Annotated in this window: 6 protein-coding genes; 3 read left to right on the plus strand and 3 right to left on the minus strand. The window is 40.5% G+C overall.

Features of this window, described 5'->3' with window-relative positions; genetic code table 11:
* Positions 1-30: 30 nt before the first annotated feature.
* A complete protein-coding gene (locus AB4153_RS19590; RefSeq protein WP_371998445.1) occupies positions 31-4,041 on the minus strand; it encodes a translocation/assembly module TamB domain-containing protein in 4,011 nt (1,336 codons plus the stop codon).
* Entirely contained in the window at positions 4,041-5,891 is a 1,851-nt protein-coding gene (locus tag AB4153_RS19595; RefSeq protein WP_371998446.1) for an autotransporter assembly complex family protein, read from the minus strand. Before AB4153_RS19595 ends, AB4153_RS19590 begins: the two co-directional genes overlap by 1 nt.
* A gap of 133 nt (positions 5,892-6,024) precedes the next feature.
* On the opposite strand from AB4153_RS19595, the gene AB4153_RS19600 reads away from it, so the two are divergent.
* The 3 genes from AB4153_RS19600 (at position 6,025) to hrpA (ending at position 11,713) form a co-directional block, all read left to right on the plus strand.
* Positions 6,025-7,053, plus strand: coding sequence for an isoaspartyl peptidase/L-asparaginase family protein (locus AB4153_RS19600; RefSeq protein ID WP_102527105.1), 1,029 nt, complete (start codon positions 6,025-6,027; stop codon positions 7,051-7,053).
* Between the two features lie 270 nt (positions 7,054-7,323).
* Positions 7,324-7,740, plus strand: coding sequence for a CBS domain-containing protein (locus AB4153_RS19605; protein WP_102527104.1), 417 nt, complete (start codon positions 7,324-7,326; stop codon positions 7,738-7,740).
* A 97-nt stretch (positions 7,741-7,837) separates the two neighbouring features.
* Entirely contained in the window at positions 7,838-11,713 is a 3,876-nt protein-coding gene (hrpA, locus tag AB4153_RS19610) for an ATP-dependent RNA helicase HrpA (RefSeq protein ID WP_303517423.1), read from the plus strand.
* A gap of 664 nt (positions 11,714-12,377) precedes the next feature.
* Here the strand turns inward: hrpA and AB4153_RS19615 are convergent.
* Positions 12,378-12,827, minus strand: a complete 450-nt coding sequence (locus AB4153_RS19615; RefSeq protein ID WP_102527101.1) for a hypothetical protein — start codon at positions 12,825-12,827, stop codon at positions 12,378-12,380.
* Positions 12,828-13,451 lie beyond the last annotated feature (624 nt).

Below are 13,451 nucleotides of genomic sequence, written 5' to 3' on the forward strand. Positions count from 1 at the left end.
GAATAGAGAATAGAGAATAGCAAACTGACGCTAATCGACGTTGAAGCTATAATAAATATCGAGTGATTGGTTCAATGTGCCCGATACCGTTTCTAAGTACAATTGCGACAATATGTAATATCGTACGGTCATTTCGTAACCTGGGTTAAATACCCCGATACCATACTTCACCATTAAGTCTTCGCCAATATAACCACTAATTGCAACGCGGCCCTCATCGTTTGCATCGAGCTGAACATTAGAAAAACCAAACTTTTCAATTAAGCCTGTCGCAGTAGAGCCAATGTTATTGATTGCTCCACCACCAAACTGCGAACCTAATGTCAGTGCTGCTCCCATCATCAAAGCACTGTTTTGTTCATTAGTAGAACTGCCAAACCCAGCGCCAGTCACGATGTAAGATAAAATTTCCGCTTGTTCTTTAGCTGGGCTCGAAAATAACGTCACGATAGGGCGCATTGCAGTACCTGTGACTCTGACACCTGCAGTGAGATCTTCCTCTTTTATTTCACGAACCGCTTCAATATTTAAGTTAGGCACTTCAGTAGGGCCTGAGAACTGCACATCACCTGTGCTTATGGTTAAGGTTTGCCCCATAAACTTATAAGTACCTCGGCTAACTCTAATGTCCCCAAACAGCAAAGGTGGTTTAAAAGCTTGTTGTTGCAACAGTATGGTTCCGTTTAGTTTTCCGCTAAGCCCCATACCGTCAATGGATACTTCTGGGCCAAGGTTAATGTTTAAATCTGAGACGATGGCATAAGGGCTAACCCTTTGCTCTTGTTCAGAGATAGAGTCTTTAAATACGACGTCAGATGACACCGCCACACCACCTTCAGCAAGCTGCACAACGGCGATTTCACCCGTTGGAATGTCAACTTTACCGGTTACAGCAAGTTGATCTTTATTGAATTTGAGATTGATATCTGGGGATACTTGTAAAATAGCAATAGGCGGCTCGATAACAGCCAGTTTGTCGCCGTTAATATCAATGTCACCGCTGAAACTGCCTTGAGGCCAAGATAAAGTGCCATTGATTTGTGCTTGGCCGTCTCCCATCGCTACACTGCCATCAAGCAAGCCTTTTTGCCCTTTTAACGCCATGGCGAGATTTATATCATTAATAAGCGTTGGATTACTGGTGGTTGCAATAGCACCTTTAGATAATGAAATACTGCCTTTAGCCATTGGCTTTTCAAGGTTGCCTTCAAGTGATAAGTCAGCGGCAAATATCCCTTCGAGTGTTTCAAGTTTTGGGAAAAAACCTTGTAAGTGAGATAGGTTTAATGCATCAACATTAATATTGCCTTTTAATGCCCGACTTGGATCTGTATTGACGGTAACTTGGCTGTTGATAGTGGCAATTTCTTCAGCCTCTACAATAAGTTTTGCTTGCAGCACTTGTTCGTTTAGCGATGCGGTGAGTTGTATAATATCGTAGTGTAAATTGATAAAATCTTTGCTGGTGCGCCTAAGCTCAAGTTGACCTTCTGAAAAATTGATATCAGCATTTGCTTGAAGCTTTTCTGTCTCAGACCAAGTTGCTGAGACTGAAATATCTGAATCCCCAGTCCAAGAGAATTTAGTGGGCAATATAGGCTTTAATAGTAATCCTGGCGTACCTTGAGCAGTTAATTGAATATCCCCGATTTTGCCAAACGTCGCAGGAGTTTCTATGCATAAGTGATTGTTGGGGTGGTTAATACAAAAAGGATTGACGCTACCTTGGCCATTTTTTTGATCCCACATAACCTCCACAATTCTATCAGTGGCCCATGTACCTAAAAAGTGAGTGACTGATAAAGACTTTATCTGTGCATCAAATACTTGGCTATTCTCATCGAATTTATTATCGATAATGGTATTGATAGCGAATTCACCAGCGGTAGAAAACTCAAGGTGTTGTTGATTTAGGTTTCCTGATGCGTTGATTAACAGCTGTGATAAATCGATTTCTTGCCAAGTAAACTGGTCATTAGTGATATTAAGTTTAAATTGATGCTGGCTTAACGGTAAGTAGTGAGCATTAAGATTTAACAGTTCAACTTCCATATCTAGGTATTCAAAATCAAACAACTTACCTGTGATATCGACAATCGGTTGTTGATCATCACCAGTCACATCAATTTTTGCGTAAATGCCGCCAGTAGATTGGGGCAACCACTGGCTAAGGTCGGGCACAGTAAGCTCTGCGTCGACATCCCAAATTTTATTGGCTTGACCATTAATAATAAGCTCAGCACCTAGTGCGGTTGCATGTAAGTTATCGGCATTGACCGCCAGTTGCTCATTTAACTCAATATTGCCACTGACAGTTAATGGAAACGCATTTAACGAGCCATCGAGCGCGGCATCAGCGATTTCAATGTGCCATGTTTCATCGCCAATGGTGCCGGCAGATGATAATTGACCATTGATGTTACTGGTCAACTCGGTGAGTTCGTATAGATAACTGATTTTCTCTAATTGTAAGGTTTCAGTTTCAAGTTCTGCTTGCCAGCTAAATTCATCTTTGAAGTTAAGTAAACCATTACCTTTGATGTTACCTGCATCAGATAGGATATTAATGCTTGAGATAATGAGTTGTTCACTTTCAAAACTAATGTTGGCGTTCACATCCAGTAGTGGATGAAAAGGGCTTAATAATTCGGCGTCAAATATGGCTGATTGACTGTTGATATCGCCTTTACTGGTTAACTTATCAATCTTGGCAAAATAGTCAGGCTTATCCAATGGCCACTGCAGATCTGCCTTTGCTATTTCTAATTGATAATTCATTTCAGGACGACTTAAGGCAATAGTACCCTCAAAGTCGATATTGATATCACCAGATGCTGAGACTTTTACGGCTAAATCATCGAAGCCATTTTCAGCTTGAATGCTTAAGGTTTGATTGGATAACTCAGGAAGCTCTGTGACATTGTTGAGTGAGAACTGAGCATCAATTGTCATCGGGTAATCATCATTTAAACTGATATCGCCAATCAGTTTTGCATCGCCATATTGGTGAGTAACTGCTAACTCTTGAATATCGATTAAGTATTCTACGTAGCTACCTTTTAAAGCAATATGGGCAAAAGTATCTTCACGTTCGCCTAAAAGCATCACACTATCTGTTGTCGTTAATTCATCAACATAGATAGGGAAGGTCATGTAAACAGCCGGCAAATTTGCCATTGCCCATTCTTCTATATCCTGCTTGTCTGTCGCATTACTTTGCTCAGATTTGGTATCAATATCAGTCTCATCAGAGCCAAGTGGAATATCTACCAATAAATCTTGGCTGTGAAGGTAACTGACACGAAGGCCACTTTTATTCCACAGTGCTTTGCCCTGCAGACGTCCAGCGTTGTAACGCATATCATTGACACTGACTTTGACGTTATTCAAGTCCAAATGGTTAAGTCCGATGATCACTGGCAAAATAAGAGGTGAGGGCTCATCAGTTTCATCAGTATTAAGTGCTGCATCAATTACACTTGCATCCAAGTTTTGTACATTTACGCTTTGCTGATTATCGTCTTGTGTAATGTTGACAGCATTAAGACGTTCAGCATCAATTGATTGTGCTTCAGGTGCTTCAGGTGCTTCAGGTGCTTCAGGTGTTTCATCAAATTCATCGGTTGCAACACGTACATTGACCTTGCTCGCTGTTAAGCTGTCGACACAAATTTGTTTATTGAACAAACAAGTAGGTACCCAGGATAAAGATAAATCTTCAACTTCAACGGATACCCCATTCATTGACCAACTGGCATAATCAAACTCGAGGTGTTTGTTAATGGTGCCCGAACGAATATCCAATTCAAGATTAGGAACAAATTGATTGGCAAGCAAAACACTAATCCGAGCGCCGATAGAGGTGCCAAGTAAGACGGCTACAATGATAAGTATCAGTAAAGGAATGTAGATAAAAAGACGCGTGGACAGTTTAAAAGCACTCCAGCATCTTTTTAAAGCTGACTTTGGCGGTGTCGCCGCAGGAATTGTCCCATTCGTTGAACGTGTATTGTCTGCCGTTGGGGAAGATTTTTCAGTCATTATAGATCTGTCCCCATTGTTAAGTGAATTCGCCAAGAACGATCAATCGTGGTGGTTTCTTTTAGGCCGACACCGACGTCCAATTTGATCGGACCAATAGGTGAAATCCAATGGATCCCGCCGCCGACTGACACAACAGGTTCAAACTGCTCTGTATCAAATGCATTACCCGCATCAACAAAAGTGCCGACTCGCCATGTATCTGTTAAATAGTACTGGTATTCTAAACTACCCACCACGAGATAACGTCCACCTACAACCTGACGTGATACACCGCCTTCAGAGTTGATATATTCGATGTAAGGACCAAGTTCTTGGTAACCATAACCACGAATGGTTTGGTCGCCACCTGCAAAATATCGCAAAGAAGGTGAAATTTGAGCAATCTCATCAGAATCAGCGATATTTGCACCCATATCGAGTCGAGTGACAATGCGGTGACGGTCAAAAAAAGTGTCAATCCACTTAAACTTAGCTTCAATTTTAGTCAAATTAATTTCTGAGCCTAAACTTGAGTTACCGTATTCAATACTGTAGACCTGCCTGAAACCAGATTTAGGGTCGAGTGTATTATCGCCTCGAGTGGTTTTACCAATCCCGATGCCAAATAATAAAAACTTTGGATCATAATCGGTGTCGGACTGGTTATAAAACTCTTGGTTAAATTCTACCGAGTAGCCAAACAACCAATCATGATCTAACCTCTGTTGTCTGATCACCCCTATTAAACGTTTTTCTGACTCAAGCTGGCCCGTGTAATCGTAACTACGGTCATCAGGATTATAGTCCTGTGTTACCCCGTATTTATCTCGTAATAAACCCACTCGAAATTTCAGTTGGTCATCTAAAGGATGAGTCAATGGAATAGTGTAGGTGGTTAAGAATTTAGGTTTATCCGGTGACCACTCCATGGTGGTTTCTTGAGTATGTCCATAGCTGTTAATCTGCGGCATACGCCAAGTGAGTCGTACTCTTGGATCAATCGAAGATTTCTCGGCGTTATTACCAATGTCAGCACCTAAACCCACTTCAAATGAATGTGTCGGGCGCGGGCTTAATTCTACTTTAATAGGTATTTCAGTATTCGACATTCCATCAAGTTGCGGTAAGACTTTAATGCCAGCGAAATACCCTGTATCAATCAGGTTTCGATTTAAACGATTTAGCCGCTGAGTTGAATATTTGGCATGGGGAGCAAACGGGATAAGATTTTCTAAAATATCGTCGTTAACGGTTTGACCTGAAAATTCGACATTACCAATTGAATAGCGTTTACCTGATTCAAAATAGAGGTGGATCCGTGCGGTATTCAAATCTCGATTGACTTCAATGTCTGAGCGTGTGAATGAACCATCAAAATAGCCGCGAGCTAGCGCTAAGGTAACCAGTTGAGATTTAAGCTCAGAGTAAACACCATGATTTAATACATCGCCAGGTTTGATTGTCAGCTGGTTCATCCATCGATTAAAACTGCTGTCATCGAGCATCTCATCACTGAACTTTATGTCTATCCATTCAATGATGGTAGGTTTGCCCTCATCAATCGACACATTTAATGTCCACGGGCCTTTTTCTGCTTCGGTTACTTCAATATCGACTTTTGCGTGATAATGCCCCATCGATTCTAAAGCGGCATTAACATTGTCTTCGACGGTAAATAAGAAGGCACGGCGTTGTACTGCAGAGTTGGGGCTTTCACCCAGATGAGCTCGAATATTCTTGTTAAGCTTGTCAGAGGCACCTGTTAATTTGATATTTAGCCAATCATCTTTTGCCCAAGCGAAATTCGATGCTATCGAAACGAGAGCAACGCAAATGACTAGGCAATACTTAAACGATTTGGATAACAATGAATGAATGCTTATCAACGGCCAATTACTTATAACCTATTGTCGCCAGAATACTGCTAACAGGCAAGGTTATGATTGAAATTACCGCCTGAAATGGTTACAAAGATACAAACCGATCAAGGACTTGCTTAAAATGAAAACAATAACGCTCGCTTTCGCTATTTCAATGACACTTTTTTCCAGTATATCTTTTGCTAATAATGACAAGCCATTTGCATTAGCCATTCATGGTGGGGCTGGTACGATCAAAAAATCCAGTTTTACGCCAGAACAAGAACAAGCCTATCGTGCCAAATTAAAAGAGGCAGTAGATGCTGGCTACACGGTACTAGAAAAGGGTGGTTCAAGCCTTACAGCAGTCACAACAGCCATTAATGTGCTTGAAGATTCACCGTATTTCAATGCAGGTAAAGGTGCGGTTTATACCCATAATGAAGAGCATGAAATGGATGCGTCTATCATGGACGGTAATACCATGAATGCAGGCGCAGTTGCGGGCGTTAAGCACATAAAAAATCCTATTGATTTGGCAAGATTAGTTATGGATGAATCTGTGCACGTTATGTTGTACGGCCAAGGTGCTGAAGAGTTTGCTTTAACCCAAGGAGTGCCATTAGTTGCTAATGAAACCTTTAATACTCAAAAACGCTATGAAGGATTACAGCGAGCTAAAGCTAAAATGGCCGAAGCCAAGAGTAGTGCTGATTACCAAGCGGCGCACCAACAATTAGACACAGAATACAAAGTGGGCACCGTGGGCGCTGTGGCATTAGATAAACAAGGCAACATTAGCGCAGGTACCTCAACAGGGGGAATGACAAACAAACGCTATGGCCGAATTGGTGATGCCCCTGTTATTGGTGCTGGCACCTATGCTGAAAATGGTGTTTGTGCAGTATCAGCCACAGGACATGGTGAATATTTCATCCGTTACCAAGTGGCAGGTGATATTTGCGCTAAAGTGAAATACCAACAAAAATCGATTATTCAAGCCGCTGATGAAGTGATAAACCAACGCTTAATCACTGCTGGTGGAACAGGCGGGGTTATTGCTATTGACCATCGCGGTAATATTGCCACGCCATTCAATACCGAAGGCATGTACCGCGCGACTCGAAAAAGTGGCGAACAAGCTAACATTATGATTTGGCGTGACCAGTAATGAGCTCATACTGTCGTTAATGGTTAGAATGGATTGGGCTTAGCTAAATGAAAAAGCATCAGATTATCTGGTGCTTTTTTATTGTCCATTCAAAGATGCTTTAGTTAAAGAAAGGTTTAATCGAATATCACAATCTATTAATTCAATCATCGCTTTATTAGGATTTTGACTACAATCAATATGAAGACTAAAAATAATACTAGAGCGTGTTGTTAGCTTTTGTTGTTAACTCATGTAGCTTGCGCAAGTAAAGGTTTAAGGGGTATCACTATGGATTCAATCAAAATCTCAGAATATATGGATCGTCAGCCAGTTTTATTAAAAGCCAATATGTCACTGGCTACGGCGGTGGAACATTTATTAGGCAAGAATAAAGCAGGTGCTGCAGTGGTTGATAATGACGGCGCCTTGGTGGGCTTTTTATCACAGCAAGATTGTTTATCTGTGATGCTTAAAAGTAGCTATCACTGCGATATGACAGAAACAGTGAAAGATTGTATGAAGACAGATGTATTAACCGCATCACCTGATGGCAGTATTTTACAGTTAGCAGAACAAATGCTTGGTGCTAAACCGAAAATTTATCCTGTAGTACAAGGCTCGAAAGTTATCGGTACCATTAATCGTACCGATGTACTCAAAGCAATGAATATCTATATGCAGCAATGTTACTTAACGCCTGCATAATCTAAGTATTTACGCCGCTGTTTTTTTTAAACTAATACCATTCAGTCTAGTTCCTTGCTAGGATCGCAGTTTTTGAAATACTTGCTAGGAATTAGATTTGAATTCGGACCAACACCCGCTCTCTAAAGCATACCTAAACTCTTGTTATCAAACCGATGCAGCAAGAATTCGTCGTCGTTTGTATCAATTAAATAAAGAGCCTCAGTCTGAAAAGAAAGATCAAGTCTTAGCAAAGTTAACCGAGCAAGCGACTCAAGCTTATGAAAAGGCGCAGTTAAGGCTTAAAAATAGCCCTGCAGTGACCTATCCAGATGCGTTACCTGTTTCACAAAAACGCGGCGATATTGCCGATGCGATAGCCAATAACCAAGTGGTGATTGTTGCGGGTGAAACAGGCTCAGGTAAAACAACCCAGTTACCAAAAATATGTTTAGAGCTGGGCTTAGGTACCCGTGGATTAATTGGTCATACCCAACCTAGGCGTCTTGCTGCCCGCAGCGTCGCTAATCGCGTTGCTGAAGAAATTAATAGTCCGCTAGGTGAGGTTGTTGGCTTTAAGGTGCGTTTTGCTGATTCTATTAGTCAAGATAGCTACGTTAAACTGATGACTGACGGTATTTTGCTTGCAGAATTAACCTCAGATAAATTCTTAAATCAGTACGATGCGATTATTATCGATGAAGCCCATGAGCGTAGCTTAAACATTGATTTTATTTTAGGGTATCTAAAACAAGTTCTTAAAAAACGTCCCGACTTAAAAGTGATTATTACTTCGGCAACTATTGATGTCGAACGTTTTTCAAAACACTTCAATAATGCGCCCGTCATTGAAGTCTCGGGCCGTACATTCCCTGTAGAAACCCGATATCGTCCATTGGTGCGCGATACCGATGCTGACTTAGATGTCAGTGATGGCATTTTCTCAGCGGTTGACGAGTTGATTGCTGAAGGCCCTGGCGATATTTTGATTTTCATGAATGGTGAGCGAGAAATTCGTGACACCACTGAAATGCTGCGTAAGCAGAAATATCGCGATACTGAAATTTTACCGCTCTATGCGCGTCTGTCTTATGGCGAGCAATCAAAAGTCTTTAAGAGTCACATAGGCCGTCGTATTGTATTAGCAACTAACGTCGCCGAAACGTCATTAACCGTGCCGGGTATTCGCTATGTGATTGACCCAGGTACCGCCCGAATTAGCCGTTATAGCTATCGTACCAAGGTACAACGTTTACCAATTGAGCCGATTTCACAAGCCAGTGCTAATCAGCGACAGGGGCGTTGTGGTCGTGTTGGTCCAGGTATTTGTATTCGTCTGTACGATGAAACTGACTTTATTCAACGTCCTGAATTTACCGATCCTGAAATTTTGCGAACCAATCTTGCTTCAGTTATTTTGCAAATGCTCGCGATTGGCTTAGGAGATATTGCTGGTTTCCCATTTATTCAGCCGCCAGAACAAAAACATATTCGTGATGGTTTTTTACTTCTAGAAGAGTTGCAAGCCGTTAAGCAAAAGCGCAAAGATTTAGTATTGACTAATCTGGGGCGTAATTTAGCGAAAATACCGTTAGATCCTCGCTTAGCACGTATGGTGCTTGAAGCTAAAGATATGAATTGTTTACATGAGGTAATGGTGATTGCTTCAGGTTTATCGATTCAAGATCCGCGCGAAAGACCGATTGAAAAGAAGCAAGCCGCCGATGAGTGTCATCGCCGTTATGCCGACAAGGACTCAGATTTTGTCAGTTGGGTGAACCTTTGGGATCATATTAAAGATCAAAAACACGAGCTATCAGCAAGCCAGTTTAGAAAACAATGTCGTGAAGAGTACCTAGCCTATTTGCGTGTACGTGAATGGCAGGATTTATACACTCAAATAAAACAAGCGGTTCATGATTTAAAGTGGCGTTTAAATGATACTCCTGCTAGCTATGACGACCTGCACAAAGCCTTATTATCAGGTTTGTTAAGTCACATTGGTTTTAAAGATGCGAATAACGAATATTTAGGCGCGCGTAATCGTAAGTTCTTTGTATTCCCTGGTTCTCCTTTGGCGAAAAAAGGGCCAAAGTGGATTATGGCGGCTGAAATGACCGAAACGTCTCGCCTTTTCGCTCGTTGCTGCGCCAAAATTCAGCCAGAATGGTTAGAACCATTAGCGGCGCATCTCATTAAGAAAAACCATTTAGAACCTCATTTTGAGGCCAAACCAGCCAGTGTTATCGCCTTTGAAAATCAAGTGCTTTATGGGCTGACAGTGGTGAATCGCCGCAGAGTGCAATATGGCCCAATCGATCCTGTGGAATCACGTGAAATATTTATTCGCAGTGCATTAGCTGAAGGGCAATTACAGACTAAAGAACCTTTCTTTATCAAGAATCAGCAACTGCTGAATGATATCGAGTCTCTAGAGCATAAGTCTCGTCGCCGCGATATCTTGGTTGATGAGCAAGTGTTGGTGGACTTTTATGATCCATTAGTCCCGCAGGGTATTTATAACGCGCCATTATTCTTTAAGTGGTGGAAAGAAGCCCGTAAGCAAAACCCTGAGTTATTAGATTTCAATCAAGATTTATTAATGCAGCGCAGTGCAGATCATATTTCAGCATTGGATTTCCCTGAAGTGTGGCACAAAGCCAATTTAGGGCTACAAGTGAGTTATCACTTTGAGCCAGCAGCTGTTGATGACGGTGTGTCAGTGCATATTCCGGTGGCGTTAATCAACCAAATCGACACTGATGATTTTGATTGGTTAGTACCAGGGCTTAGAGAAGAAAAAGTTGTCGCATTGATTAAGTCACTACCGAAAAATCTACGCCGTAATTTCGTACCCGCACCAGATTATGCCCGCGCATGTGTACAAGCAATGGAGCCGTTTTCGATGCCTTTGCTTGATGCGATGTGTAAGCAGTTACTTCGTATGACAGGTACTCGTATCAGCGGTGATGATTTCGATTTAACTCAGTTAAACGCTCATTTAGCCGTTAACTTCAAAGTTGAGGATGATAAGCATCGCCTTGTGGATCAAGGGCGCGATTTAGACAGCCTTAAAGATAAATTACAAGGCGTTGTGGCAAAAGCGATTCGTAACGTGGCTGAAGATGGTATTGAAAAGAAAGAGATAACCACTTGGTCATTTGGTGATTTACCTAAGCAATATCAAAAACGTAAAGGTAATTATGAAGTTAAAGCTTATCCGGCTTTAATTGACGAGAAAAGCCAAGTATCAATTAAGTTGTTTGATGATGAATTTGAAGCTGAGCGTCAACATCGTATTGGTTTACGCCGCTTATTACTGATCAATATACCGTCTCCTGTTAAGCATTTACAAAAGGCGCTGCCAAATAAAGCTAAACTTGCGATGTATTTCAATCCATTCGGGCAAGTGCAATTGCTGATTGACGACATTATTTCTGCATCGGTGCAGCAGCTACTTGATGAGAAAAAATTAGATGTTCGAAATGAAGCGCAATTTGAACAAGCTAAAGATTGGGTTAGACAAGAGCTAAACGGCTATGCAGAGCAAATTTCACTGCAAGTTGAGCAAGTATTGACGATTTATCAGCGGATTAAAAAGCGTTTAAAAGGCAAGATCAGTTTAGATATTGCTTTTGCAATGAGTGATATTAATAACCAGCTGGATAAATTGGTATTTAAAGGCTTTGTTGAGCACTGTGGCTGGAGTCGATTAGCCGATGTCGCTCGTTACTTAAAGGCGATTGAAAACCGCTTAGATAAGTTACCCGTTGATCCTACTCGTGATAGATTGCACATGCAAAGCATTGCTAAAGTGGACGACTTGCTTAAAGCGCAGCTGGCTAAAGTACCTAAAATGCAGCCAATTCCTGAGTCTTTATTAGAAGCTCGTTGGATGATAGAAGAGTACCGCGTATCTTGTTTCGCCCAAGTCCTTGGCACAGCTTATCCTATTTCAGAAAAACGGATTGTGATGCACATAAATCAAGTTTAACGACTCAGAGATTTATCACCTAAATGATAATTAAGCGAGTAATAGTCTGTACGCTATTATTCGCTTTTTATTATCTTAAACAAAAAGACCTGTTGTTAGTAGATTGTGTGGTGAGATGATTGAATGTGACATAAGTATGCTGCTTTCGTGATCCTTTTTGTAAGACTTACAGTTTTACCCTACTAAAAAGCACTATAAAACGAGTTATTTACAAATTGAACATACATTTCTGAAAGTTTTTTGTAATTATTGGTGGGATTGGAACTATATGCTTGGTATAATCAGAACCAAGAAGTAATGATGGCTACTGCTTCTCTGTAAAGGAAAATGTCACCCCCTAAATAATAGACATTCCTTACCCCCTACAAAACGACCTTAGGTTGATAGGAGTTACTATGGAAGTTCATGAATACGAAAATGCTTATTATCAAGTAAAAGATGACGTTCTAGAGTCACTACCTACTGATGAAGAATAAGTAGATTGAACTAATACTATTAGCTCTTTCTCAAGCATAAAAAAAGCAGCCTAGCTGCTTTTTTTATGCTTAAAATTTGATTGTTTACAGTTAAAACCTTCGGTGTTCTATCTGTGACGATTTCTAAATAATGACATTTATTAATGCTTCTTGTTGTCACAGTAACGCGATATGAAAGCTAGTGCATGTTATAGGTCTATACGACCTTTCTCAGTTAATACTTCAACTATCGTCCAACGTTTGCCATTTTTTACCAGCTTAATGGTGCGGTCATCTACCCAAGGGCTACCACCACGTAAACCCTCCATCTTTACCTTTACATCAACTTCGTCGGTGAATTTTCGAAAGAAGTCGATGTCGATATCATCAATACTCATATTGACGTCAGTCATAGACAAACCGAGTACATGCCGCTGTACCGCAGAAGCGATATGGTAATGAGACATGATATCTTTGAGTTCTTGGCTTACATAGACTTTGGCTTTCTCTATATCACGCTCAACATAGATTGCAGTAAAAAAACCAATGGAGACCTGTTCAGGACTTAAGGCTTTTTCTAATCTGCCTTGTTGACTGTCTTCTGCTGGAGAGCAAGCCGTTATGAGTAATAAGCTGAAGATGACAAAATATTTATGCATGATTTTATTGCTGTTTCTACGTGATAAGTCAGTATCGCTATTTCAGAAGCTAGAAACAAGTTTCAAACTAGATTTTGCAAATTTTGTATAAATATCTTGACTGATAAAAGCAGATATGTCATACCTTAAGAGTAGTTATAAAATAAGTATTATTATCCATTCCTGACTTGCTGATAAAGTTTGGTGGATAACTTTGGGTTATCCACAAAATCTGTGGACAACTTTGTTGAATACTATTGGCCGTGTTTGTAAGGTTATAATATTTAACAAGTTTAAGGGGTGGTTAAAAAATAACACCCTTCAGTTTACTTGTGTAAGTTTTTAAGATTATCTCAATATTTCTTCTTTTTTATCCTCTTTTTCCCTTGCAATTATATTAAAACTACTTTCTGAAATACCATTATTAACTCAGTTTAATAACGTGATATTTATCCCAAGTATGATGAAACTTTTTTTACCCAAACTCTGCGGCTGAATGCCTATTTGTTGATAAAAGCTTATTGAAATGACAGTTGCTTTGTAGGAATGAGAAGTGTTCTTTTGAATTGAAAGTGGTTTATTAAGATGAGAATCAATTTGGTGAATTGCATAATAGGTTAGCTCTCTATTCTCTATTCTCTATTC

Origin of the sequence: Shewanella sp. 10N.286.52.E4 (assembly GCF_041468785.1) — a bacterium.
In the GTDB taxonomy this organism is placed as follows: domain Bacteria; phylum Pseudomonadota; class Gammaproteobacteria; order Enterobacterales; family Shewanellaceae; genus Shewanella; species Shewanella electrodiphila.